The sequence below is a fragment of the Malaciobacter marinus genome, from assembly GCF_003544855.1.
Classification (GTDB): Bacteria; Campylobacterota; Campylobacteria; order Campylobacterales; family Arcobacteraceae; genus Malaciobacter; species Malaciobacter marinus.
The window spans coordinates 1,747,193-1,771,527 of the sequence record NZ_CP032101.1 but is presented as its reverse complement, the minus strand read 5'-3'; the positions used below and the strand labels follow the sequence as shown (position 1 = coordinate 1,771,527).

The 24,335-nt window shown below is 27.8% G+C and carries 25 protein-coding genes; 19 read left to right on the top strand and 6 right to left on the bottom strand.

Annotation, left to right across the window (positions count from 1 at the left end; genetic code table 11):
• Positions 1–28 precede the first annotated feature (28 nt).
• From AMRN_RS08660 to AMRN_RS08650, 3 genes are all read right to left on the bottom strand, one after another.
• Positions 29–1,900: a methyl-accepting chemotaxis protein gene (locus AMRN_RS08660; protein ID WP_118897407.1), complete on the bottom strand. Its 1,872-nt coding sequence runs from the start codon at positions 1,898–1,900 to the stop codon at positions 29–31.
• A 142-nt stretch (positions 1,901–2,042) separates the two neighbouring features.
• Positions 2,043–2,927 carry a cation diffusion facilitator family transporter gene (locus AMRN_RS08655; protein WP_099310211.1) on the bottom strand — a complete coding sequence of 295 codons (885 nt, stop codon included), beginning with the start codon at positions 2,925–2,927 and terminating at the stop codon, positions 2,043–2,045.
• Position 2,928: 1 nt separating this feature from the next.
• Complete coding sequence (locus AMRN_RS08650) at positions 2,929–4,098, bottom strand: pyridoxal phosphate-dependent aminotransferase (protein ID WP_099310212.1); 1,170 nt, start codon at positions 4,096–4,098, stop codon at positions 2,929–2,931.
• 92 nt (positions 4,099–4,190) lie between these two features.
• Here AMRN_RS08650 and AMRN_RS08645 point away from each other — a divergent pair, with 92 nt between their 5' ends.
• On the top strand, positions 4,191–4,778 hold the full coding sequence (locus AMRN_RS08645) for a M48 family metallopeptidase (RefSeq protein WP_099310213.1): 588 nt from the start codon (positions 4,191–4,193) through the stop codon (positions 4,776–4,778).
• On the opposite strand, the gene AMRN_RS08640 is transcribed toward AMRN_RS08645, so the two are convergent.
• Positions 4,762–5,103 carry a DUF721 domain-containing protein gene (locus tag AMRN_RS08640; protein WP_322862347.1) on the bottom strand — a complete coding sequence of 114 codons (342 nt, stop codon included), beginning with the start codon at positions 5,101–5,103 and terminating at the stop codon, positions 4,762–4,764. The genes AMRN_RS08645 and AMRN_RS08640 overlap by 17 nt on opposite strands.
• A 45-nt stretch (positions 5,104–5,148) precedes the next feature.
• Here AMRN_RS08640 and AMRN_RS14345 point away from each other — a divergent pair, with 45 nt between their 5' ends.
• The 10 genes from AMRN_RS14345 (at position 5,149) to AMRN_RS08585 (ending at position 14,539) form a co-directional block, all read left to right on the top strand.
• Entirely contained in the window at positions 5,149–5,274 is a 126-nt protein-coding gene (locus tag AMRN_RS14345; protein WP_265734371.1) for a hypothetical protein, read from the top strand.
• Complete coding sequence (gene nadB / locus AMRN_RS08635) at positions 5,274–6,731, top strand: L-aspartate oxidase (protein WP_099310215.1); 1,458 nt, start codon at positions 5,274–5,276, stop codon at positions 6,729–6,731. The genes AMRN_RS14345 and nadB overlap by 1 nt, the downstream gene beginning before the upstream one ends.
• A 52-nt stretch (positions 6,732–6,783) precedes the next feature.
• On the top strand, positions 6,784–8,166 hold the full coding sequence (gene nhaD / locus AMRN_RS08630) for a sodium:proton antiporter NhaD (RefSeq protein ID WP_099310216.1): 1,383 nt from the start codon (positions 6,784–6,786) through the stop codon (positions 8,164–8,166).
• A 70-nt stretch (positions 8,167–8,236) separates the two neighbouring features.
• A complete protein-coding gene (locus AMRN_RS08625; RefSeq protein WP_099310217.1) occupies positions 8,237–8,425 on the top strand; it encodes a hypothetical protein in 189 nt (62 codons plus the stop codon).
• 110 nt (positions 8,426–8,535) lie between these two features.
• Positions 8,536–10,071, top strand: coding sequence for a glutamine-hydrolyzing GMP synthase (gene guaA, locus AMRN_RS08620; protein ID WP_099310218.1), 1,536 nt, complete (start codon positions 8,536–8,538; stop codon positions 10,069–10,071).
• Positions 10,072–10,786: 715 nt separating this feature from the next.
• The gene (locus AMRN_RS08610; RefSeq protein WP_099310219.1) at positions 10,787–11,296 is read left to right on the top strand and encodes a hypothetical protein; all 510 of its coding nucleotides are present in this window, start codon (positions 10,787–10,789) and stop codon (positions 11,294–11,296) included.
• Complete coding sequence (locus AMRN_RS08605; protein ID WP_191282105.1) at positions 11,239–11,760, top strand: hypothetical protein; 522 nt, start codon at positions 11,239–11,241, stop codon at positions 11,758–11,760. Before AMRN_RS08610 ends, AMRN_RS08605 begins: the two co-directional genes overlap by 58 nt.
• 27 nt (positions 11,761–11,787) lie before the next feature.
• Positions 11,788–12,732: a hypothetical protein gene (locus AMRN_RS08600; protein ID WP_099310221.1), complete on the top strand. Its 945-nt coding sequence runs from the start codon at positions 11,788–11,790 to the stop codon at positions 12,730–12,732.
• Between the two features lie 160 nt (positions 12,733–12,892).
• Positions 12,893–13,960, top strand: coding sequence for a hypothetical protein (locus AMRN_RS08595; protein WP_099310222.1), 1,068 nt, complete (start codon positions 12,893–12,895; stop codon positions 13,958–13,960).
• A 315-nt stretch (positions 13,961–14,275) separates the two neighbouring features.
• Positions 14,276–14,539, top strand: coding sequence for a hypothetical protein (locus AMRN_RS08585; RefSeq protein WP_099310223.1), 264 nt, complete (start codon positions 14,276–14,278; stop codon positions 14,537–14,539).
• A 166-nt stretch (positions 14,540–14,705) separates the two neighbouring features.
• Here AMRN_RS08585 and AMRN_RS08580 read toward each other — a convergent pair whose 3' ends face one another.
• A complete protein-coding gene (locus tag AMRN_RS08580) occupies positions 14,706–17,141 on the bottom strand; it encodes a methyl-accepting chemotaxis protein (protein WP_228150783.1) in 2,436 nt (811 codons plus the stop codon).
• A gap of 337 nt (positions 17,142–17,478) precedes the next feature.
• Between AMRN_RS08580 and AMRN_RS08575 the strand changes: the two genes are divergently transcribed.
• Positions 17,479–18,333, top strand: a complete 855-nt coding sequence (locus AMRN_RS08575; protein ID WP_099310224.1) for an SDR family oxidoreductase — start codon at positions 17,479–17,481, stop codon at positions 18,331–18,333.
• Positions 18,334–18,343: 10 nt separating this feature from the next.
• On the opposite strand, the gene AMRN_RS08570 is transcribed toward AMRN_RS08575, so the two are convergent.
• Positions 18,344–18,778, bottom strand: coding sequence for a hypothetical protein (locus AMRN_RS08570; protein WP_099310225.1), 435 nt, complete (start codon positions 18,776–18,778; stop codon positions 18,344–18,346).
• A gap of 228 nt (positions 18,779–19,006) precedes the next feature.
• Here AMRN_RS08570 and AMRN_RS08565 point away from each other — a divergent pair, with 228 nt between their 5' ends.
• From AMRN_RS08565 to AMRN_RS08535, 7 genes are all read left to right on the top strand, one after another.
• Complete coding sequence (locus tag AMRN_RS08565) at positions 19,007–19,408, top strand: VOC family protein (RefSeq protein ID WP_099310226.1); 402 nt, start codon at positions 19,007–19,009, stop codon at positions 19,406–19,408.
• Positions 19,409–19,479: 71 nt separating this feature from the next.
• Complete coding sequence (locus tag AMRN_RS08560; protein ID WP_196778513.1) at positions 19,480–19,899, top strand: hypothetical protein; 420 nt, start codon at positions 19,480–19,482, stop codon at positions 19,897–19,899.
• 297 nt (positions 19,900–20,196) lie between these two features.
• Positions 20,197–20,721: a DUF7691 family protein gene (locus AMRN_RS08555; protein ID WP_099310227.1), complete on the top strand. Its 525-nt coding sequence runs from the start codon at positions 20,197–20,199 to the stop codon at positions 20,719–20,721.
• A gap of 408 nt (positions 20,722–21,129) precedes the next feature.
• Positions 21,130–21,705 (top strand): pseudouridine synthase, encoded by a 576-nt coding sequence (locus AMRN_RS08550; RefSeq protein WP_099310228.1) that lies wholly within the window; start codon positions 21,130–21,132, stop codon positions 21,703–21,705.
• A 19-nt stretch (positions 21,706–21,724) separates the two neighbouring features.
• Positions 21,725–22,954: a DEAD/DEAH box helicase gene (locus AMRN_RS08545; protein WP_099310229.1), complete on the top strand. Its 1,230-nt coding sequence runs from the start codon at positions 21,725–21,727 to the stop codon at positions 22,952–22,954.
• A 6-nt stretch (positions 22,955–22,960) separates the two neighbouring features.
• On the top strand, positions 22,961–23,848 hold the full coding sequence (locus AMRN_RS08540; protein ID WP_228150784.1) for a DMT family transporter: 888 nt from the start codon (positions 22,961–22,963) through the stop codon (positions 23,846–23,848).
• Positions 23,845–24,312 carry an HAD family hydrolase gene (locus AMRN_RS08535; protein WP_099310230.1) on the top strand — a complete coding sequence of 156 codons (468 nt, stop codon included), beginning with the start codon at positions 23,845–23,847 and terminating at the stop codon, positions 24,310–24,312. Before AMRN_RS08540 ends, AMRN_RS08535 begins: the two co-directional genes overlap by 4 nt.
• Positions 24,313–24,335 lie beyond the last annotated feature (23 nt).

Sequence of the window (24,335 nt, the reverse complement as noted above, 5' to 3'; positions counted from 1 at the left end):
TAAAGAAGAGGCTTCTCTTCTTTATTTTTTAGTTGAATTTTTTATCTTTAAGATTTAATACTATTTCTTTTGAAATATTATCATTATTTGTTGCTATCTCTTTTGTTTGTGCTGCAATTGATGCATTTTTTTGAGTTTGTTTATCTAAAAGATTAATTGCATCATTGATTTGTGAGATACTATTTTCTTGCTCTTGTGAAGCAGTTGCTATATCTTTTATTGTTTTATTTGTCTTCTCAATATTTTCTAATAATTTTTCGTATCCTTCAATCATTTTATCACTTGTGTCTTTTCCTGTTGTTGCTTTAGAAGTTGCAATCTCAACAATATCTTTTATCTCTTTTGCTGCTTGGGCACTTCTATTTGCAAGGTTTCTTACTTCACCTGCAACAACTGCAAAGCCTTTTCCACTTTCACCTGCTGTTGCTGCTTCAACTGCTGCATTAAGTGAAAGTATATTTGTTTGGAATGCTATTTGATCGATAACTGTAATTGCTGTATTTATTGTACTTACTTGCTCTTCAATTTGCGTCATTGAAATAGATGTATCTTTTGCTAAGTTTTGTCCTTCTTTTGCTGAACTATCAACTTGTAAAGATAGTTGTGTCATATTTACTACATTGTTTGAGTTGCTTTTTACACTTTGAGTAATCTCATCTAATGATGCTGAAGTTTGTTCAAGTGAAGCTGCTGCTTCATTTGAACTAATATTTAACTCATTTACATTTTCTATAAGTAAGCTTGATGATTTATCTAATGTTTTACCCACTTGTAATGACTGTTTTAAAAGTTTTGATATTATATCACCAAGTTCATTTATAGCAATAGAAACTTTCTCTTTTGCGTTTGGAAATCTTACTGTAAAGTCATGCTCTTTATAACTTTTTAGAACATTTAAAAGCAAAGGAATATCTCTTGCAATATTTATTTCCAATTCTGATTGCATTTTTGTTAATATATTTTTTAACTCTTGTAATGAGTCTGTACTTGTATTTGCTTCAATTTTAGAACAAAGATTACCTTCTCCAATATCTTTTGCAAACCTTGCTATATCTTTTACAAAAAGTTCATCTTGTTTTATAGATTTTTCAGTTTTTTGAATATTGTGATTTATAATTTTTGCCATTTGTCCCAACTCATCTTTTGAATTAAGATCAATTAAGTTTGTGTTAGGTGTTTGTTTATTTATAAAGCTAAAGAAGTCTTCTAAGCCATTTTGTACTTTTTGAACTGATTTTATTAATTGGCTTGAAATAAAATATGCAATTAAAACACCTAAAACTAAAGCAATACTTAGAATTGTAATCATTGTATATGAAAAGCTACTTGCTACTTCTCTTGCTTTTGGTGTTGCAATTTGGTTTTTATTTTCTTGATAATCAATAAATTCATTTATTACTTTAAGCCAGTTTGTAAAATTGTCTTTTGCTTCAAAAAGAAGTATATCTTTTGCTTTTTGATTATCTCCTTCTTGTTTTAATTTTATTATTTTATCAACTAAAGGAAGAGTAGATTTTTCTATATCTTTTATTTTTGAAAGAATTATTTTCTCTTCAGAATCTACATTTAGTCCTTCTTGAAATATTTTATCTAATGGTTTTGCAGATTTTATATAAAATTTCTCTAATCTTTTTATATCATCAAGTGATTTTTTAAATAATAAATCTTGACTATTCTGTGCTAAAACTAAATCTCTAATGGCAATAGCTCTATCATGAACACTACCTCTAAAGTTTATAGCATATCTTTGTTTTACTGAGTTTATTTCAACTACTTCATTTAATGTTTCATCAATAAATTTAACTTTTATTATTCCAATTGTAGAAATTAAAATAATAATTAGAAGCATAAAAGCAAATCCTGTGTATAGTTTTTTAGAAATAGTAATATTTTTAAACATAATTTCTCCTAAATTATAAAAATTTTCTAAGGAAAATTTTTTTCTTTTATAGTATAGAAATTATACTTAAATCATATATAAATAATTGATCTATTTTTTGATTAGAAGCTTTATTTGATGATAAAGAAAATGTGTACTTTAGTTATTTTTCTTTATTTACTTGTGAGTCATCATATGGATCCATATGGATATTTATAACCCAATCTCTTTTTTCATCAAGTTTTTTTATTTGTTCTTCAATTTTATCAGAGGTTCTATGTGCATCCATTAGAGTAATTAAACAATCAAAGACTAAGTGTACTTCAACAAAGGTTTGACTCCCTGCTTCTCTTGTTTTTAATAAATGATATGTATTTACTTTTTGAGTTGTTCTGATTATATTTTCTATACCTTTTACTATTTCATCATCAACTGCTCTATCAAGAAGTATTAAAACTCCATCTTTTATTAGTTCAAAAGCTGAGTATATAATAAAAAGTGCTATACATCCACCAACAATAGCATCAACTATTTCATAACCTGTAAGATTTACTAAAACTAGTGATACTAATACAGCAACATTTGTATATACATCAGTTTTGTAGTGTAAAGCATCTGCTTTTATTACCATATTATTTGTTTTTTTTGCTACAAAATTTAAATATAGAACCAATGATATTGTAATTATAAGTGAAATAATCATAACAGTTAGTGATATATTTAAATATTGTGAAACTTCATTTGTATATGCTTTTTTTATTGCTTGATAAAGTAAAAATATACCAGATAAGGTGATAATTGTACCCTCAATTACAGAAGCTAAGGCTTCAATTTTTCCTCTTCCATAATTAAATGTTTTATCAGCAGGTTTTTCAGCATTCGAAATAGCAAAATAATTAAATATTGATACAAACATATCTAAAACAGAATCAACAGCAGAAGCTAAAACAGCAACTGAACCACTTGCAATACCAATAATTAATTTGATTAGTGTTAAAAGAGCAGCTACGCTTGAAGATACAAGCGTAGCTTTTTTTTGAAGTGTCATTTTAATATTTTTCGATAAATTTTTTGATTCTTTTTATACCTTTTTCTATACTTTCTAAATCAGTAGCAAAAGAGAATCTAAAGTATCCCTCTGCTCCAAAAGCAAGTCCAGGAACTACTGCAACACCTTCTTCTTCAAGAAGTTGTTCACAGAATTTTATAGAATTATCTGTTACTTCTTTGATATTAACAAATAAATAAAATGAACCTTTAGGTACAACACATGATACACCTTTTATTGCATTAAAAGCTTTTACTGCAATATCTCTTCTTTTTTCAAATTTTGCTCTCATGATAGCAATACTTTTATCAGCTTTACCCTCAAGTGCAGGGATAGCTGCATATTGTGTCATAGTATTAACATTTGATGTTACTTGACCTTGAAATTTTATCATTGCTTTAACAATTTTTATTTTAGGTGTTGCGATATAACCAAATCTCCATCCAGTCATAGCAACAGCTTTACTTAAGCCATTTATAGTAACTGTTCTTTCAAACATATCTTCACTTACTTGTGCAGCAGAAGTAAATTCGCTACCATCGTAAATGATTTTTTCATACATTTCATCTGATAATACTACTATATCAGTTCCCTCAAGTACTTTTCCTATCTCTTCTAACTCTTTTTTAGAATAAACAGCACCCGTTGGATTTGATGGTGAATTTAAAAGTAGTGCTTTTGTTTTTGGTGTAATTGCTTTTTTTAATTGCTCAGCAGTAATTTTAAATTTTGTTGAATCATCAGTTTCTATAAGTACTGGAACTCCATCAGAAAATTTAACTTGTTCTGGATAAGTTACCCAACAAGGAGCTGGCATAACTACTTCATCACCTTTATTTATTAATAATTGAAAAAGATTAAATAATGAATGTTTTGCTCCATTACTAATAACAATATGTTCTAATTTATAATCAAGTCCATGATCTCTTTTTAGCTTGTTTATTATTGCTTGTTTAGTTTCTGTGATACCTTCAACAGATGTATATTTAGTCTTTCCTTCATTAATAGCTTTAATAGCAGCTTTTTTAATAATATCTGGAGTGTCAAAATCAGGTTCCCCTGCACTAAAACTTAAAATGTCTCTACCTTGTGCTTTTAGTTCTCTACCTAAAGCAGTAATAGCCATTGTAACTGACGGAGATAATTTCTCCATTCTCTGGGCAATTTTCATTAGCTTTCTTCCTCTAAATAATTTTCATTATGTTAATATTATGCTCGTAATATAACGAAAAAATTTTACCTAATACTAGCTTAAGGAACCACTTGGAATTTGAAATAAAAATTAATAATAAGCCAATAACAGTTAAATTAGAAAAAAGAAATGGCATGAAACACTGTTATTTACGCATTTTAAATAGTGAAGTGTTACAAATTAGAGCAAATAGATATTTTACTATAGATGATGCAAAAAAATTAATAGAAAAAAAGTTAAATTGGATAGAAAAAAATATTGAAAGATTATCTTTAAATAAGCTAAAAAAAGATGAATTTTACTATTTGGGGATAAAACATAAAAATTTAGATGATAGAAATTTGGATATTTTTTATAAAAATGAAGCAAAAAGATTAATCCCTCTAATTGTTGAAAAATATTCTAATGAAATGAATCTTTTTCCTACATTGATTAAATATAGAAAAAATAAAAGAACATGGGGCTCATGTAATTATAAAAATGAAATCAATTTTAATATATTACTTGTGAAGTTTCCCCTTGAAGTAATAGAATATGTAGTAATTCATGAATTAGCACATATTAAGCATAAAAATCATTCTAAAAATTTTTGGGATTTTGTAAAAATTTATTGTGAAGATTATAAAAGAAGAGAAGAGTTGCTTAAGAGCTTTTTATAACTTTTCTAATCTCTTCAAATAATTTGTGAAGTTTTGGGTCTTTTATGTTGTTTTGGAAAATACCATAAGACCTTTCATCATACTTTTCATATACAATATTTTCTTCTTGCTTTTTTTCTCTTTTATTAGTTACAAAAAATTTTATATCATTAATATTGGTCATATGCGCACTACTTAATAGTGAATTTATTAAAGCTTTGTTATACTCAAATTCCATTTTATAAACAGGATGAGTTAATACAAAGTATAAGGTTTCATTTTTTATGTAAGTAAACTTTATACCTTTTTTTAGTTTCAAAGGTAATACATTAATTAACCTTTGCATAGCTTCATTGGTATTGATTTTCCTGAATTCAGGATTTTGTTTAAGATGATTAAGAATTGTAGAAACTTTTTTCATATTGCTATTATAGCAGTTTTTTTATTAGCTTTAAATGGATGCGGATATAAAGCCAAACCTATTTATGATGATAATAAAATAGAAGCTAAAAAATAATGCAAATATATGACTATTTAATTATAGGTTCTGGTGTTGCTGGATTAAATGCAGCAAGACTGATTCCTAAAGATAAGAAAGTATTACTAGTATGTAAAAAATCTCCTTGGGATTGTAATACTTTTTGGGCTCAAGGCGGAGTAGCTACGGCTGTAGATGATAAAGATATACCTCTTCATATCCAAGATACTTTAACAGCAGGTGTTAATTATAATGATAAAAATGCTGTTGAAATACTTAGTAAAAATTCATTAAGTGCAATACATAATTTAATTGATGCTGGTTTGAAGTTTGACTTAAATTCTAAAGGAGAGTTGGCTTTTACAAAAGAAGCAGCTCACTCTAGAAGTAGAATTTTACATGCAGATGGTGATGCTACTGGTAGAATGATTCATATGTTTTTAATTGAACAGTTTTCTCATGAAATACTAACAGAAGCTGTTGTTTCTGATTTATTAATAGAAGATGATGTCTGTTATGGCGCACAATTTTTTATAAATGAAACAGAAGAAAAAGTTATATATGCACACAATACAATCATTGCAAGTGGTGGTGTTGGTTCATTATATAAATATCATACTAATTCAACTACAATTGCAGGAGAAGTGCAAGGTATTTGTTTAGAAAAGGGTATACAATTAAAAGATATGGAAATGATACAGTTTCATCCGACTGTTGTAAAAGGTACACATTTTGCTAGAAAGCCACTTTTAAGTGAAGCTTTAAGAGGAGAGGGTGCACATATCGTAGATGAAGATGGAAAAAGATTTGTCTTTGATTATCATGAAGATGGTGAATTAGCACCAAGAGATGTAGTTAGCCGAGCAATATTTGATTATGCTAAAAAAAATAGAAAAAAGGTATTTTTATCATTTGAAAACTTTGAAAAAGAGTTCTTTATTAAAAGATTTCCAAATATTTATGCAAATTTAAAAGACATAGGTTTTGAGTTACCTTTTGAAAGAGTTCCTATTTCACCTGCTTTTCATTATACTATGGGTGGAATTCCTACTGATTCTAATGCAAAAATAAATAATATGAAAAACCTTTATGTAGTAGGTGAGGCTGCTTGTACAGGAGTTCACGGAGCAAATAGGCTTGCCTCAAACTCTTTATTGGAGGGTATTGTATTTTCAAAGATTGCCGTTGAACATAGTTTGAAAAATAATTTTAAAATATCATATAAAAATTATAATAAAAAGATATTATCTTATATTAGAAATAATGAAATTGATAAAAATATTAAAAATTCACTTAGAAAACTTATGTGGGAAAATGCTGCAATTGTAAGAAAACAGAGTAATTTAGAGTATGCTTTAAATGAAGTTCAAAAGTTTTTACAGCAAGATGTTGGAAGACTTTTAAGATTGAGACTATTAACTGCACAATCAATACTTCAAGCAGCAGTAAATAGAAAAGAGTCTTTAGGGGCTCACTTTTTAGAAGAAGAAAGATAATAAGTTTATAATAAAACTATAAAATTAAATTATATAACATCGAGGAGAATTAATGTTAAAGATTATGTTATCAATGATATTTTGTTCATTAGCTGCATTTGCATCAAGTTCAGCTAGTACAACACAAATACCTGATTTAACAATGACATGGATTGGGTTTGCATCACTAATAATATTTGTGATTGGATATTATTTTGTTGCAGCAGAAGAGAAGTATCATATTGATAAAGCAAAACCTGCTTTATTTATCGGTACTTTTATTTTTATTTTAATTGCTATTTATTATGCACTTAATGATTTAAATATGGATTTAGTTCATACACAAGCACAACATTTGATTTTAGAAATCGCAGAGATTTTCTTTTTCTTATTTGTTGCAATGACTTATATTGAATCTTTGATTCATATGAATGTGTTTGATAGATTGAAATATAACTTAGTTTCAAAAGGTTTTACTTATAGAAAACTTTTTTGGGCTACTGGTTTTATCGCATTTTTCTTATCTCCAATTGCAGATAACTTAACAACTGCATTGATTTTATCAACTGTATTAATTACTATTGAAAAAGATAGAAGAGATTTCTTAGTTCCTGGTGCAATAAATATTGTAGTTGCAGCAAATGCTGGTGGTGCTTGGTCTCCTTTTGGTGATATTACAACACTTATGGCATGGACAGCAAAAAAAGGTGCATTTTCTGATTTCTTATTTTTATTTCCAGCTGCAATTGTTGGTTATTTAATAACTGCATTTTTATTATCTAGATTTGTTCCAAATGAAGTTCCAGTTTTTGATGCTACAAAAGAGAAAAGACCTGAACTTGGTGATGGTGCAAAAACTATAATGGGACTTGGAATATTTACAATTGTTTGTGCTGTAATATCACATCAAGTATTACATTTACCTGCTATGTGGGGTATGATGTTTGGTCTTGCTTTACTTAAAGTTTATTCTTATGGACTTAATAGAAAATATGGTAAAGATCACTTTAATATTTTTGACTCAATTGCAAAAATTGAAAATAATACACTGCTATTTTTCTTTGGTATTTTAGCAGCTGTTGGTGGATTGTATTTCTTAGGATGGTTAGGATTAGCAGCTATTGTTTATGACCCATCTGTATTGGGACCAACTTGGTCAAATATTGGTGTTGGGTTCTTGTCTGCAATTGTTGATAATATTCCAGTAATGTCAGCTGTATTAAAAGCTAGTCCAGATATGGGACTTGAACAATGGATGCTTGTAACATTAACAGCTGGTATTGGTGGTTCTATGATTTCATTTGGTAGTGCTGCTGGTGTTGGTGTTATGGGGAAATTACATGGAATTTATACATTTGGATCTCATATGAAATATGCTTGGACAATTGTATTGGGATATTTTGCTTCTATTGGAGTATGGTATTTACAATATCAAGTTCTAGGAATAGGGCATTAGATTATTTTAATAAAACTAAAAAAGCCACTAAGTTTACTTAGTGGCTTTTTTTATATACAAAGGTTTGTTTATGTTTGGATGGCTATTTAATAAAAATAAAAATAAAAAAATAAAAAGAACTAATACTTTTGTATGTAAACATTGTAAATACAGTTGTGAAACATGTGATACAAAATTTTGTTACTCTTGCTATAGTGATAAAGGAAATCCTTGTCCTAAGTGTGGAAAAACAAATCTTCAAGAAAAAGAAAATTCTTAAACTATTTTATGATTAACTAAAAATTTACTACTTTTTAGCTATCATAACAGCTAAAATAAAAAGTAATATTAATCACTCCAAGTGTTAAAATCAATTAAGGAAAATAATATATGAAACATGTACCAATTGTTGTATTGGATTTTGGTAGTCAATATACTCAAATCATTGCTAGAAAACTAAGAGAGTCTGGAGTATATAGTGAAATTGTTCCATTTAATGAAAATATCGAAGATATTAAGGCTAGAACTCCTAAAGGAATAATTTTAAGTGGTGGACCAGCGTCTGTTTATGGTAAAGATGCTTATCATCCAGATGAAGAGATTTTTAATTTAGGTCTTCCTATTTTAGGTATTTGTTATGGAATGCAGTTAATTTCACAACATTTTGGAGGAAGTGTAATTCCAGCAGACCACCATGAATATGGAAAAGCACAACTAAAATTTGAAAAAGAAAGTGATATCTTCAAAGATACAACTGATGGCCAAATAGTTTGGATGTCACATGGAGATAGAGTAGAAAAAATCCCAGAAGGATTTGAAAAAATAGCAACTAGTGAAAACTCTTCATATGCAGCTATTGCAGATATGAATAGACTTGTATATGCATTTCAATTTCATCCTGAAGTATATCATTCAAAAGAGGGTGCAAAACTACTTAAGAACTTTGCAAAACATATATGTGGTTGCGAATCTACTTGGAATATGGGATCTTTTGCAAAAGAACAAATTGCAAAAATTCAAGATAAAGTAGGAAATAAAAAAGTACTTTGTGGAGTAAGTGGAGGAGTTGATTCTTCTGTTGTGGCAACACTTTTAGCAGAAGCAATAGGTGAACAACTTATTCCTGTATTTGTAGACAATGGACTTTTAAGAGCAAATGAAAAAGAACAAGTTCAAACAATGTTTAAAACAAGAGGTGTTGATCTTATTACTGTTGATGCAAGTGAACTTTTTCTAGAAAGATTAACTGGAATTACAGACCCTGAAAGAAAAAGAAAAATCATTGGAGAAACATTTGTTGAAGTATTTGATAAAGAAGCAAAAAAACATGATGGAATAGAGTTTTTAGCTCAAGGAACTTTATATACTGATGTAATTGAATCAGTATCAGTTAAAGGACCTTCAAAAACAATCAAATCTCACCACAATGTAGGTGGACTTCCAGATTGGATGACATTTGAACTAATTGAACCTTTAAGAGAAATCTTTAAAGATGAAGTAAGACTTTTAGGATTAGAATTAGGACTTCCAAGAGATATGATAGGCAGACATCCTTTCCCTGGACCAGGACTTGCTATTAGAGTTATGGGAGACGTAAATAAACCTGATTTAGAATTATTAAGAAAAGCAGATGTTATTATGCTTGATGTTCTAAGATCAACTGGATATTATGACAAAACATGGCAAGCATTTACAGTACTATTAAATGTAAAATCAGTAGGTGTTATGGGTGATAATAGAACTTATGATAATACTGTTTGTGTAAGAATAGTAGAAGCAACAGATGGAATGACAGCAACATTTGCACATATTCCACATGATATCTTAGAAACTATTTCTAGAAGAATCATCAATGAAGTTGATGGAATCAACAGAGTTGTTTATGATATCTCATCTAAACCACCTGCAACTATTGAGTGGGAATAAAAGCGAATAGCTTTTATTCATCTTGTACTAGATTTAGATTTGAGGTACCTTTAGTACATCTTCATCTAAATCTAGCACAATCTAAACAAAAGCTATCTCTTTATTTGAAAATAAAGCTGATACTGCGTCAGATAATAAAATCAGCTCAATCATATACTCAATGAATGCTCAATCGTTGATTTTCTTCTCTTCCGTCTTCATCTATAGTTAAAACTACAAGAATATACTTTCTCTCTTTGCTCTTAAAGCTTGAATATTTTGCTCTTTTAGTGATATATTTAAAACTTGTTCATATAAAAATAATATTGCATTGAACGCTTGGTTTTCTAAAAGATAGTGCAAGCACAAGGGTGTTTTTTCTTATGATAAATAATAAATCTTTTAGCCCAGCCTATATAGCTTTACTTAGTTTTTATACTGTAGTGCTTAAATCGTATTTTGTCCCTCATTATATCAAGTAATTTTTTACCCATTTTTTACTTTTAACATACATTATGTATATTAAAGTTCTAAGTATCGATATAAAATAAACAAAAAAATTATAACTTATAATAAAAATATAGATAAAAATTATTGCATATTGTAATATATTTTTTATAAATATCCTTCAATTAAGCTTTTTGGGAAATATATAATAAATAAGTAGATTTAAGTACTTTATTTATATAATGTATATTCAATAAATAGTTAAAATGACTAAAGGAGCATAGGAAATATGCCTTATATATTTTATCACTCGACAGGATATGTTAATAATCACACTCATATTAATTCTAATGGCGTTCAAAGTATTCGTTGTAGAAAACTTGATCTATATAGAGCCATGATTACGGTAGGAAATCCTAGTTTTATTTCTAGACAAAAAATACGAGATTTTGGTCTACCCAGAGCAATTTATAATTCAATAATTGAAAAAGTTGGTACTGTATGGGAAAATATTGAATCTGATAGAGTTGGAATGCGATTACACCCAATCTACCATTCTCATGTTAGTGACAAAAAGAGAATCGTTAGTTATAATCTTGGAATGGCATTTGCAAAGTTTTATGCAGAAAAATTATTAGACATTCCAAACCTGACACATGTAGAAAGCTTAAAAGAATTTGGTGCTATTGATTTCCACACTGCTGTATCTGGAAGAGGACGAGAACCTGATTTAGTAGGGCAATGCACAAATGGTCATTGGCATGTTTTGAAGCTAAAGGGATGTCTTCAAATAATTTAAAGACACAAATTATTTCTGCTAAAGAACAGGTTCAAAGAGTGGCTTCTATTCAAGGAATTGCACCTGAAACACTAAATGCTTGTGCTACATATTTCAATGATGAACAAGTTTTAACCTATTTGCAAGACCCTGAAAGTATAAATGAAAAAATTATCCATGTAAATCAAGAAAAATTTGCAGATAGTCTCTATAAGCCATTATTTTTGATGCGTGATGCAACCAATGAGCGTTTTGAATTAAGACGAGAGGATGGTTTTAATTACTATTCAATTGATTTAGAAGCAAAAGGATTAAATCTAAGGGTTGGAGTAGATGAAGAAGTTCACGATTTGATTATGCAAAAAGAATTTAGTAGTTTAAATTCAATATCAAAACAAAAATTTAAAAAGTATTCTAATGATATGGTGCTTGAAAACTATTCCGTAGGTCTAGATGGAATTGTAGTTAAATATCGTGACTATTAATCATTTAACAAATCAAAGGAGTTAGTATTGGGTGTTAAAGTAAATAATGTTTTAGACAAGCATACATTAGAAGAAGTTAATGTAAAAAATGGTTATCATGGTGATTTTATTTGTAAAACAAAAAATTGTAATGCTGATATGATATTTGTGAGAGAACATGAAAAAAGAAGATTAGAAAAAACTATTTTTGTTCCTTCATTTTTTAAATTAAAATCAAATAAAAATCAACATGATGAAAATTGTTCTTTTAATACAAAAGGTATTATGAAAGTGATTGCAAGGAATTCTGATTCAAATATTTTGAAATCATTGGATGAAAATAAATATGAATTTAGTCTTCAAATATTACATAAACCAGCAAAAAAAAGTTCTTCAATAGAACCAACAACAGATAATGAAAATTATAACAATACTCCTACAAAAAGAAAAACTACACAATATGTAAATAAAGGTACTGCTAGTAGTTATATAAAAACTCTTAAATCTATTCTTGAATTAAGAGCAAAGATTGAGGAAGAGAATGAACTAGCTTCCATTATTACATTAAAATATAATAGTAAAAAGATTTATTGGAATAAGTTCTTTTTTAATCATACTCGATATATTGAAGCATACAAACTTAATCAAAACTCACCTATTAAATATCCAATTTGTATCCATGGTAAAGTTTCTAAAGTTATTAAGAAAAATGATAAGTTTAAATTTGATAAAATTAAGTTACATAATCCATATATAGAGTTATTGAGTAAAATAACTGAAATGCCAAGTATCGAATTATTAATTTCATCTGAAGATGTTGAATTGGATAAGTTTAAAAACGATACGGAAATTTTAATATATGGTCAAGCTCAATTTTCAACATCTCAATTATGGACACCACTAGAAGAAAGAGAGCAAGAAGAGCCAAAAAAAGTACGATTTTTAAAAATTGAACTTTGGATTAATTATAACGAACAAATTATGCTGTTATAAATTTTAACAAAACATAGAAAAAAAGAAGCTATCCATGGGCTTTTAAGTAGTTTGGAGTTAGAATTTTAAATCAACTTTGAAGTAAAAGCAAATATCTAAAAGGGTACCATGTTTTTTAATCCAGTCGTTAGATACAAAATAATATGGAGGAAAACCATTAATGCAAACATTAGGAATACTTGAAGAAAAAAGACTTAAATTTATTCCTCATCAATATTGGAAAGAACATGAATTCTGCTTTTTTTTACATGATCGCTTAGTTCAGCTTTTAATTGAATATGAGAATAGTGGTATCAAAGAACAAGTAAGTGATGCATTTAATGAAGGCATAATTAAAAATAATGCTAATCCAGATGATATAGATATTCTTGAGTTTATGAAAAATCATAAATTAATAGAACCATATAAACATCATATTAGAAGTCATGTTACATTAGCATTAACTTCAGATATGCTTCATTTTTTATACGAAGCACTTAGCTGTTTTGAAAAAAGAAAATTTTCAGTTGCTTTTTCTCTTTTAAGAAAACCACTTAAAGAACACATTTTTTTCCTATCTTGGTTACTTGCAGATGAAGATGATTTTATATCTAGGTTTGAAGCAAATAATCATACTACATTTAATAGAATTTCAAAAGAAAAGAAAATTGAAGTTTTTAATAAAGCTATAGATAAATTTGCAATTAATGAGACATTTGATGCTGAATTAATTTGGGATATGATTTATTCAAAATCACATCATAATGGATTTGAACCAATATTGCAACGTGCTACCCATTTAATAACCTCACAAGGAGAATTATTAAAAACAGAAGACTACTCATTCAATTTCATATTTGAAGATTCTCAGGATAATTATCATTACGAATTTCTTTATTCAAAATTACCATATTTACTTATGTTTACAACACACTTATTACTTGAAAGTTTCAATAAAGTTTCAGCCGTTAATGAACATACATTTAATCATTCTCTAATAACAACAATGGGTTGTTATGAAGCATTATTTATTGATGGACGATCACAAACAATTTCTAGAATGTTAAAAAAACAATTAGGTTCTTTGCTTAAATGTATCCATTGTAAAGAACCTATCAAAATTAATAAACAAAATGCATTAGGTTTTTATTTGAAAGAAGAAATAAACTGTGTTCATTGTGGATTACAAACAGAATTTCCACTGTATTGGATTCTCTCAATGTCTAATTTATTAATTACTAAAAAATAATGTTCAACCATAAACGATGAAAAAAGTAAAAAGCAGGGTCAGTTGATAACGAAAAAGCAGGGTCAGTTGATAACGATAACTTAATAGTAGAATAGAAATGATTTTATAATTGCATTGTAAAATTTATCAAAATAATTATTAACAAAAAACATTTAATACTAAATTAAATTCAAATATAGTACTATATTAAAACGATATCTTAAAAAGGTTGCACTTATGCATTTAAGTCAAGATATAAAACCAATTAGCTATTTAAAATCGAAGACAGCTGATGTAATAAACGCGGAAATTATCCTTTCTTTTAGATAACGATATATGTGTCCGTGGGTAGGCGATAACACAGACCTAGGTGAGCGAGATGCATTAGAACAACTACTTGCTGACTCTACTTCGATGGTTGAAAAAGAGTTTGAAGAAAAATATTTGTTAGAAATAGCACGTTTAAAAAGACGCATTGAAGGAAAAATATTTTCAGTGGCTGATAATGATGATTACTATGAATCATTCAGCAATACAATAATTGAAATTTTAAGTTTAATAAATCCCAAAAATCTTTATGATTTCGATGATGGTGAATAAAAATATAACAAATCGAATCAATTGACAAAAATAGCTGTCACGAATTTTGTTTCCCAAAATGTAGTATTAGATATTTTTGCAACTGTTTTAAACGCTAAATATTAAGAACTTACAGAAATTTTATGAAACTAAATAAACGGGTAGGGGAAGTGTTTTCCCCTTTAGATTAAAAACTTTCCCACTCATTGTAGTTTGTGCTATCACTTTTAGCTTCTTGTTTTATTGTACTTTGTGATGACATTTTACTTTTATTACTAGTCTTTTTTTGAGTAGATATTATAGCGTTATTGTTTATAACTTCAATTTTCTTAGCTTTTATATCATTTTTTCCTATAAACTCTTTTTCGTCTGCACTTTGTACAATAGTTTGTGCAATTTGAGAAGTTTGATCAGCTATATTTTTTGTTTGACTTGCTATCTCTGCATTTTGTTGAGTTTGTTGATCAAGCGAATTCACAGCATCATTGATTTGAACTATTCCTGTTTGTTGTTCTTTACTAGCTACTGATACATCACTTATTAGTTCAATAGTTTTATTAATATTTTCATTTAGTCCACTATATCCTTTAATCATACCATCAGCAATAGTTTTCCCTTCATTTGCTTTTTTTGTTGCATTTTCTACAAGTGTTTTAATTTCACTTGCTGCTTCTGCTGATCTTGCTGCAAGATTTCTAACTTCTCCAGCAACTACAGCAAATCCTTTACCTGCTTCCCCAGCTGTTGCAGCTTCTACAGCTGCATTTAATGATAAAATATTTGTTTGAAATGCGATTTGATCAATGATTGAAATTGCCTCATTAATTGCTGTTACTTGTTTATCAATCTCATCCATTGCATCAGTAGTTTTAGAAGCTAATTCTTGACCTTGACTAGCTGAATTTGTAACTTTTTCTGCAAGAGAAGACATACTTCCAATTTTTTCAGAATTTGTATTTACAGTTCCTGTGATTTCTTCAAGAGCAGCTGCTGTTTCTTCTAAAGATACAGCGGCTTCATTTGATGCCTTATTTAATTTATCTACATTAGATAATAATATTGTAGAAGACTCTTGTAAAGTTACCCCATTGGTTTTATTGTCTATCAACATTTGAGTTGTAGCATTACCTAAAGAATTTACTCCATTTGCAAGTTTTTCAAGATGAGCTTTTATTCCTGAAGTATTAACTTTATTTATATAGTTATAGTTTGAATATTGATCAAGTATATCTAATACCCCATCTATATTTTTTTCAATATTATCACCCATTTTATTTAATAATTCTGTTAATTCTTGTAAAGATTTATTTGAACAATTTACATGGATTCTTTGAGATAAATCACCTTGCTCAAATTCTGCTAAAACTTTGATAGTATCATCTATTACTTGTCTATCTTCTTCGATACCCTTTTTAGCTTTAACAATATTTTCATTTACAACTTTTGCCATTAGTCCAATTTCATCAAACTTATCTGTATGAAGTTCTTTTATATCACTTGTTTCTCTATTCAAGTAATTAAAGAATCCCATTAGACCTTCTTGAAAAACAAGAAGTCTATTTACAACCATTTTATTGATAATAATAACTGCTGAAATAGCAACAATACTTAAAATAACAAGTGCCATTATAAAAATAAGAGTTGCGATATTATTTGGTCTTAGTAGGACTTCGGCTTCATCAATCTCTGAGATAATTGCCCAATGAAAATCTTGCCCTATCATGATGTATGAATAAGATGAAAGAACCTGATTTCCATTATAGTCAGTTATTATTTCAGTATTTGTTTTTTTATCTAGGCCATTTCTTGATGCAACTGTATTTATATTAGATGTATTTGGATTTGCAAAAGATGCTTTGACAGAATGTCCTTTTGGATCAATAAAACTGTCACTTCTCATAAGTTTATCTGGACCTACTAAATAATCCTCTTGAGAATCATTATAGCCTTTTCTAAACTGCATAATTTTATTTATATTTTTATCTGATATTTGAAATACAAGTACAGCTTTTAAATCACCATCTATATTAATTGGTGAAGCTAAAAACATTGCAGGTTCATTATTACTTGGAGCATAAGGTTTCATATCAATAAAAACTCCTCTTTTTAACTCTCTTGCTTTTTTCCAAGCCTCACCTAGACCACTATTTCTTAGGCTACCTGAACTAATATTTGCTCCATAGTCAGATTCTCTTGCTTGGGAATACATAACATGACCATTTAGATTTATTATAAAAATATCATAATATCCATACTCTTTTGCATAGTTTTGAAAAAACTGATCATATATTGCTGTTTTATCTTTTACTATTTTATTTTTTACAGGATATGGCTCATTTTCATTCACATTTAGTTCTTGTTCAAGTTTAAGAAGCTCTTGAGTCGCCTCTTTAATATCTTCACTTTCTGCTAAGACACTTATATCTGCTACTCTTTCAGTAAAAAAGTTTGTTATTTGGTTTGCCTTTGAATCTTTTGCAGCTGTAAGCTTCGCATAGCTCTCTTCCATTAGTGCACTTTCAACATTTACAACGGCAAAAACACCCAATACAATAGTCAATGCTGATAAAGCACCCATAATTAAAACTATCAATTTAGCTTTTATAGTTAAATCTTTTTTCATGATATTTCCTTAAACGTATAGTATGAAATTCTAGCCTAATATTATTTCATTTTAAAGATTCTAGCCTAATATTAATTTATATGCAAGATAAACTAACTAAAAGATTTCTTTATGTCTAAACAGTAATTTATTATTTTCTGAAAGTGTAATTCTTTTAAAGGTAGTGACTATATTATATTGAACTTTATTATTTTAATATATGTTATTCCTTGGTTTTCAGGTTAATACTTATATAATATGTGTTTAGCAAATACTTAAAAATAAGAGAAATAAAGCTCAAAATTTGAGTCTTAATACTTATTACTTTAAACATTATATATGATATATTGAGGTCAATATGAAAAAAATTTTATTAGCAGGATCAACTGGTTATTTGGGAGTTTATATTGCGAAAGAACTTATAAGACAGTCTTATTTTTTTAAAGCTATTGTTCGAACTTCTGAAAAACTTGAACAAAATGATATAAAAGCCAATGAATTACTTAAAGCAAAATTAACTGATTCAGAATCTATCAAAGGTTGTTGTAAAGGTATTGATATAGTTATCTCAACTGTTGGTATTACAAAACAAAAAGATGATTATACTTATATGGATGTAGACTATCAAGCTAATATGAACTTACTAAAAGAAGCTAAAAAAAGTGGAGTCAAAAAGTTTATTTATGTTTCAGTTTTAAATGGTCAAAAGCTAAGAAATTTAAAAATATGCGATGCAAAAGAGTTATTTGTTGAGCAGTTGAAACACTCAGGGATAGATTATTGTATTATTCGCCCAAATGGATTTTTCTCAGATATATCAGAATTTTTTAATATGGCAAAAAAGGGGAAAATATATCTTTTTGGAAATGGAGAAATAAAAGCAAATCCAATCCATGGTGCAGATTTAGCTGTTGTTTGTGTAGATGCTATTGATAGTATTGATAAAGAAATTGAAATTGGAGGTCCTGAAATATTAACTCAAAATGAGATTGCATCAATGGCCTTTGATGTTTTAGGTAGTAAAAAGAATATAACTTATATCCCCAATTGGATAAGAATAATAGTTCTCAAACTGCTAAAATTGTTTACTAATAGTAAAATTTATGGACCAGTAGAGTTTTTTATGACAGTTATGACGATTGATATGATTGCACCAAAGTATGGTAAACATAGCTTAAAAGAATATTTTAAAAAATTAAAAAATATAACTTAAAAGAGTATTATTATGATTGTGTTTTTGCTAATAATGCTTTCATTAATTGAGCTGTATTTTCTAATTCACCATAGCCGTTATCTTTTATCCAATTACCAATGAATTCTTTTCTATGAGCAAGTTCTCTCTCTTTGTAAGCTGTTGCTTCTGCTTCTACATCCCAATTTCCATTTTCATCTAAAAATGATTCCTGTGCATAAACACCTTCTAATGTAATTTTAGTAGGTATTCTATTGTTATTTTCATCAAAAGTAAATCCATCAAGTTGAACATATTTAGAAGAAGGAGGAGTATAAGCTTCAGTACTTATAACATTCATTATATCATTAAAGTCTGCTAATTCTTTAGGTTTATTAACTCTTAGATTAATTGGTTCTTTAGTGCTAATTTTAGTACTGAAAAAACCAACATTAAAATTATCTACTATATCATTAATTTCAGACATGAAAAGTTCCTTGCACTTTTATATGCTAAATTTTAACTTAATAAACTTAAATATATTAGAATAATTTATTTTAAAGTTTAATAAATATGTTAAAAGATAAGAAATAAGGACTAATGATAAAAAGTTAAAGATGCAATTAAAGATATTTGTATTATGTATAATATCTATTGATTTTTAGAGTGTTTTATATATAATTAGATTGATTAAATACTTGGGTAGGGAGAAATCATGAAAGCAAAAATCAGTATTATTACGCTTGGTGTGGAGGATTTGGAGAGGGCAACTCGTTTCTATGGCGAAGGTCTTGGTCTACCAAAGTATGATTTTGAGGGCAATATATCTTTTTTCAGTTTAGAAGGAACCTGGTTAGCACTATATCCTAAAGAGGAACTGGCTAAGGATATTGGATTACCCATTCTTCCTCAGGCTGGTTTTTCTGGCATTACCTTGGCTCATAATGTTAAGAGTAAGTCAGAAGTTGATGATGTCCTTACTCAAGCAGTATCAGCTGGAGCACAACTTATCAAGCCAGCGGTAGATGTTTTTTGGGGTGGCTATTCTGGTTACTTCCAAGATCCAGAAGGTCATTATTGGGAAGTAGCTTATAATCCTTATGAGGACTTAACATAAATTGGAAGTTTTTAATCATACTAAACAATTTAAATAAAAGCTAAATTGGTGTCATATAATAAGGAGAAAGAATGGCAATAAAATTATGCCCTATTGGTGGAAAAATAAATGCTTTTTTATTTGAAAATGAGAATATAAATTTACCTTTATCTCTTTTTTTATCAATTAGAATAGATTTAGAAGAGTTCCAATTTCAAAGTGAATTTGAAGATACGTGTATCCAGCTTGATTTTATTAAGATGAAGTTTAATTCTTTTTTGGATATAGAAAATAAAGAGATTGAGTTTGCTTTAAATCCTGAAGATGGGTATATTGATGGGTCTATTTATCTTGATAGCCAGCATGTGCCAGTTGATATTAGTAAGATAAGTTTTAGTTCATTTGATAAAGATAATATCAATGCTAAATTTAAAGGAGTGGTATTGTTTGATTATTGTGGTTATGAAGATTTAAATCAAGAGTTTATTATTGAAACTACTTTAAATTTTTAGAATATATTTATACCCTCTGATATAATTTCTCCAAGTATACAAAATCTTGAAATAGCCAAGAAAAAGCTTAGTGAGTTTTTTGCTATTAGTGAATTAACAGATCCAGTTATAGAAAATAATGGCTTTTGTGATGTAATTGCATTTCACAAGTTGGCATAATAATATAAAATTATTTTAAAAAAGAAACACAGTTTGAATACTGATTATAAACTAAATCCAAATATTACATACAAAGAGTTTAAATTAAAAAGTTGTAAAATAAAAAGATAAATATTTAACTTAATTTTAGGATATTAAATGAGTAGTGAAGTTATTGCGTATGCAGTAGATAGAAAAAAGATTAAAGAGATATATGCTTGTAAAAACAAAGATTTTATTAGTGATTTTATGAGTGAATTTTGTGATGAGATTGAAGAGTTAGCAGAGGATTTTGATGTAAAGCCTAGTGATTTTGAAAGTAGGTTAGATTTAATAGTAAATGCTAAGCCTTATGGTGAAGATGATAATGTTTGGATTTACAACTCTTTATATGAGATGTTTTGCCAAAAATATGGAGAATTGATTGAGCATGAAGAGTTTATGTGTTATTTAGAAGATGCTATTGATGATACACCAAGAACAGCTTTTTTACAAATTCCAGCAGATAAAGATTTTGAGGGTGCAGATTATTATAGTATTGCTTATGAAGATTTAGAAAAGCTAAGAGAGATATTTTTAACTAAGCCATCTTATGCAAATGAAGATTATTATATGGATGAGGTTAACAATATTTTTGATTTTGCAAAAGAAAATAAGAAAGATTTAGTGTTTTTCGCATATTGATTTTTATTATTATCTTCATATTAGACTTTTTTCATATAATATAATATATTTTATGGAGGTATTTTGTGATTTTTTATAAAAAAAATAGAGAGTTGGATGTAGATATTGGAAATCATCATATTGTTATTTGCTAAAGTGGTACTTAGTTGCTTATATCAAGTAGTGCATAATTAATCATAGAACTTCTAATAAAAATTAAAATAAGCTATTATACACTAATATACTATTAGATATTTCATTAATTTAAGAGTTTTAAATATATAATATTATATTAATAATAAATTTTAAATATGTTAATTTTTTAAATTTTACTTTTGTAAGTATTTTTAGATAAAAGAATCTTTCAATTCATAGATATTCCAACATTATTTTATTAATTAGTTATTAAAAATATTAAGGAATATTCTAATGAATATAGAACTAAGTGATTCAAAAAAACTACTAGCACTTAATAAGCCAAAAGGTTATATTGTTACGCGATCTGATGATCTTGGACGAAAAACTGTTTATGATCTTTTACCTGATTGGGTTTTTTCTGATGGTTGGATGCCAATAGGTCGTCTTGATTTAGAATCAAAGGGGCTTTTGCTATTTACAAGAGATGGAAAAATTGGTAATTTATTGACTAAACCTAAAAATTGTATTAAGGTTTATGAGATTTGGGTTAGAGGTCATGTAACACATGAGCATATTCTAAAAACTATAAAAGGTGTAGAGAGTCCTTATGGATTATTGAAAGCTTTAGAAGTAGAAAAAATAGGTATGGCTAAAGCAAAAACTAAGCTTAGAGTAAAAATAGATGAGGGCAAAAATCGTCATATTCGTAGACTTTTTGGAAGTTTAAAAGACCCAAAATTTAAAACTTCATTGAAGGTTTTAAGTTTAAGTAGAGTAAGTATTGGTGATTTTAAGCTTGATATTAAAAGTGGTGAATGGCGTTTTCTTTCTATAAAAGAAGAAAAAGCATTAATGAAAAATTTATAAGAAACAAAAAGGAAATTATGTGTCATTTAAAGTATTTACTTTATCTCAAGAACTTTATAAAGCATTAGAAAAAAATAGTTATATTACTCCAACACCAATACAAGAAAAGGTGATTCCTCTTGTAAAAAAAGGTGCTGATGTCTTAGCACAAGCTCAAACAGGAAGTGGTAAAACAGCTAGTTTTGTTATTCCTGTATTAGAACTTTTAAAAGATGAAATAACATCTAAAAAATCAAAAATTAAGGTTTTAGTTTTAACGCCTACTAGAGAGCTTACTTTACAAGTTGCACAGACTTTTTCAACAATGAGTTCATTTTTTAAACACACACCTTTAATAGTTCCTGTTATTGGTGGAGAAAAAATTGGTGAACAACTTTTAAAGATACAAAAAGGGTGTGATATTGTAGTCGCAACTTCTGGAAGATTAATTGATATTATTGATAAAAAACAGATAGATTTATCACAAATTGAATATTTCATACTTGATGAAGCAGATAAAATGTTGGATTTTGGTTTTGCTGAAGAGCTTGATATTATTTTAAATGTGATTGCAAAACAAAGACAAAACCTTATGTTTTCTGCGACATATTCACCAAAAGTACTAGATATTGCTTTAAAAATAACTACAAAAGCTACAAATGTAAAAATAGAAAATACAAAATCATATGTAGAGCAAATAACACAAAGAGCTATTTTGGTAAATAAAGAGAATAAAAGTGCATTATTAAGACAACTAATAAAGCAAAATCAGTTTAAATCAGTATTAGTATTTATGTCAAGTAAAAGAGCAGCTGATAACATAGCAGTTAAATTTAGAAAGTATGGTTTAGAAGCTGATTCATTTCATGGTGATTTGACACAAGAAGAGAGAATTTATACTCTTGAAGAGTTTAAAAATAAAAAGATTAATATTTTGTTTTCAACTGATATAGCTTCAAGAGGATTACATATAGAAGATATTGATTGTGTTATTAATTATGATTTGCCAAGAAGTACACAAACTTATATTCATCGTATAGGAAGAACAGCAAGAGCTGGAAAAAGTGGAGCTGCCATATCATTTTTAGATGATGAGAATTTGAATCATTTTAAACTTATAGAAAAAAGAAATGAATTAGATATAAAAAAAGAGCAAATTGAGGGATTTGAGTTTAAAAGCTATGGCAGTGTAAAGCAAAAAGGAAGCAAGCCTATTAAAGGTAAAAGAAAAAGTAAAAAAGATAAATTAAGAGAACAAGGACTTAAATAAAATTATATGAGTGAAAAAAACAGTATATTACAAAAAATAAAATTGATAGATAAAGGTGTACTTTTTATGCTTTTAAGTGCTTTGATTTCAGCACTAAATGGAGCAGTAGCTAAAGTACTATCTAATAGTATGCATCCAATTGAGATAGTATTTTATAGGAACTTCTTAGGAATTTTGATACTTTTATATAGTTTTAAAAAGGTAAATGTTTTAATAGATAAGTCTAAACTACACTTACTTTTTTTACGAGGTTTTTTTGGTAGTTTAGCTATGCTTTTATTTTTTTATACAATTGCAACTATTCCTTTGGGTGAAGCTGTTGTACTAAATAAAACATCACCTTTTTTTGTAACTATTCTTGCTTATTATTTAATGAAAGAGTCTATTGGTCTTAATACGTTTTTTGCTTTGATTATTGGTTTTTTAGGAATTGTATTTGTTATGAAACCTTTTGGTGTTGAAATATCAATTGAACATATTATGGGTGTATTAGGAGGTTTTTTCTCAGCTGCTGCTTATGCAACTATAAAGAAAATCAAAGATATTTATGATGCAAGAGTTATTATGCTTTCTTTTATGGGAGTTGGTATAATTATTCCAATTGGATTCTTTTTATTTAGTTCTTATGTTGAATTTAAAATTTATACTGATATTTATATTTGGTTGCTTATATTTTTTATGGCAATTATCTCTACTGCTTCACAATGGTTTTTAACTAGGGCATATAGTTTAAGTAAGGCTAGTATTATTGGTGTGATAAGTTATACAAATATACCTTTTGCTATTGGTTTTGGGGTTATGTTAGGGGATTCATTACCTGATATATATACATTTTTAGGTATTATTCTTATTATAATAGGTGGAGTTTTAGTTAGTAAAAAAGGCAAAAAATGAAAGTAAATATTCCTGGAAAGCAAGAAATAGAGATTAAAAATATTGTATTTGATTATAATGGTACGATTGCTATTGATGGTAAATTAATTGATGGTGTTAAAGAAAATATAAATGAACTTTCAAATAAGTTTAATTTTTTTGTGATTACTGCTGATACTTTTGGAAGTGTTGAGCAAGAGCTTAAGTCAGTAAATTGCAAAATTATCAAGATTGAAAAATCTTTACAAGATATAAGTAAAGAAAAGTTTATAAAAGAACTAGGTTCAAATACGGCTTTGTGTGTTGGCAATGGAAGAAATGATAAATTGATGTTAAAAGAGGCTATTTTAGGTATTGCAATTTTGCAAGATGAGGGTATATGTACACAGACATTGTTAAATTCTGATATTTTAGTAAAATCAATTTTGGATGTTTTTGGGTTTTTAAATGATAAAAATAGGCTAATAGCCACATTGAGAAATTAAAAGTGAGATATTAAGTAGCAAAA

What these genes read in the sequence shown, in the direction of transcription:
- AMRN_RS08660 (WP_118897407.1), bottom strand. Translation starts at nt 1,900, where the DNA reads ATGTTTAAAAATATTACTATTTCTAAAAAACTATACACAGGATTTGCT.
- AMRN_RS08655 (WP_099310211.1), bottom strand. Translation starts at nt 2,927, where the DNA reads ATGACACTTCAAAAAAAAGCTACGCTTGTATCTTCAAGCGTAGCTGCT.
- AMRN_RS08650 (WP_099310212.1), bottom strand. Translation starts at nt 4,098, where the DNA reads ATGAAAATTGCCCAGAGAATGGAGAAATTATCTCCGTCAGTTACAATG.
- AMRN_RS08640 (WP_322862347.1), bottom strand. Translation starts at nt 5,103, where the DNA reads ATGCAAAGGTTAATTAATGTATTACCTTTGAAACTAAAAAAAGGTATA.
- AMRN_RS14345 (WP_265734371.1), top strand. Translation starts at nt 5,149, where the DNA reads ATGATTAAGAATTGTAGAAACTTTTTTCATATTGCTATTATAGCAGTT.
- nadB (WP_099310215.1), top strand. Translation starts at nt 5,274, where the DNA reads ATGCAAATATATGACTATTTAATTATAGGTTCTGGTGTTGCTGGATTA.
- nhaD (WP_099310216.1), top strand. Translation starts at nt 6,784, where the DNA reads ATGTTAAAGATTATGTTATCAATGATATTTTGTTCATTAGCTGCATTT.
- AMRN_RS08625 (WP_099310217.1), top strand. Translation starts at nt 8,237, where the DNA reads ATGTTTGGATGGCTATTTAATAAAAATAAAAATAAAAAAATAAAAAGA.
- guaA (WP_099310218.1), top strand. Translation starts at nt 8,536, where the DNA reads ATGAAACATGTACCAATTGTTGTATTGGATTTTGGTAGTCAATATACT.
- AMRN_RS08610 (WP_099310219.1), top strand. Translation starts at nt 10,787, where the DNA reads ATGCCTTATATATTTTATCACTCGACAGGATATGTTAATAATCACACT.
- AMRN_RS08605 (WP_191282105.1), top strand. Translation starts at nt 11,239, where the DNA reads ATGCACAAATGGTCATTGGCATGTTTTGAAGCTAAAGGGATGTCTTCA.
- AMRN_RS08595 (WP_099310222.1), top strand. Translation starts at nt 12,893, where the DNA reads ATGCAAACATTAGGAATACTTGAAGAAAAAAGACTTAAATTTATTCCT.
- AMRN_RS08585 (WP_099310223.1), top strand. Translation starts at nt 14,276, where the DNA reads ATGTGTCCGTGGGTAGGCGATAACACAGACCTAGGTGAGCGAGATGCA.
- AMRN_RS08580 (WP_228150783.1), bottom strand. Translation starts at nt 17,141, where the DNA reads ATGAAAAAAGATTTAACTATAAAAGCTAAATTGATAGTTTTAATTATG.
- AMRN_RS08575 (WP_099310224.1), top strand. Translation starts at nt 17,479, where the DNA reads ATGAAAAAAATTTTATTAGCAGGATCAACTGGTTATTTGGGAGTTTAT.
- AMRN_RS08570 (WP_099310225.1), bottom strand. Translation starts at nt 18,778, where the DNA reads ATGTCTGAAATTAATGATATAGTAGATAATTTTAATGTTGGTTTTTTC.
- AMRN_RS08565 (WP_099310226.1), top strand. Translation starts at nt 19,007, where the DNA reads ATGAAAGCAAAAATCAGTATTATTACGCTTGGTGTGGAGGATTTGGAG.
- AMRN_RS08560 (WP_196778513.1), top strand. Translation starts at nt 19,480, where the DNA reads ATGGCAATAAAATTATGCCCTATTGGTGGAAAAATAAATGCTTTTTTA.
- AMRN_RS08555 (WP_099310227.1), top strand. Translation starts at nt 20,197, where the DNA reads ATGAGTAGTGAAGTTATTGCGTATGCAGTAGATAGAAAAAAGATTAAA.
- AMRN_RS08550 (WP_099310228.1), top strand. Translation starts at nt 21,130, where the DNA reads ATGAATATAGAACTAAGTGATTCAAAAAAACTACTAGCACTTAATAAG.
- AMRN_RS08540 (WP_228150784.1), top strand. Translation starts at nt 22,961, where the DNA reads ATGAGTGAAAAAAACAGTATATTACAAAAAATAAAATTGATAGATAAA.
- AMRN_RS08535 (WP_099310230.1), top strand. Translation starts at nt 23,845, where the DNA reads ATGAAAGTAAATATTCCTGGAAAGCAAGAAATAGAGATTAAAAATATT.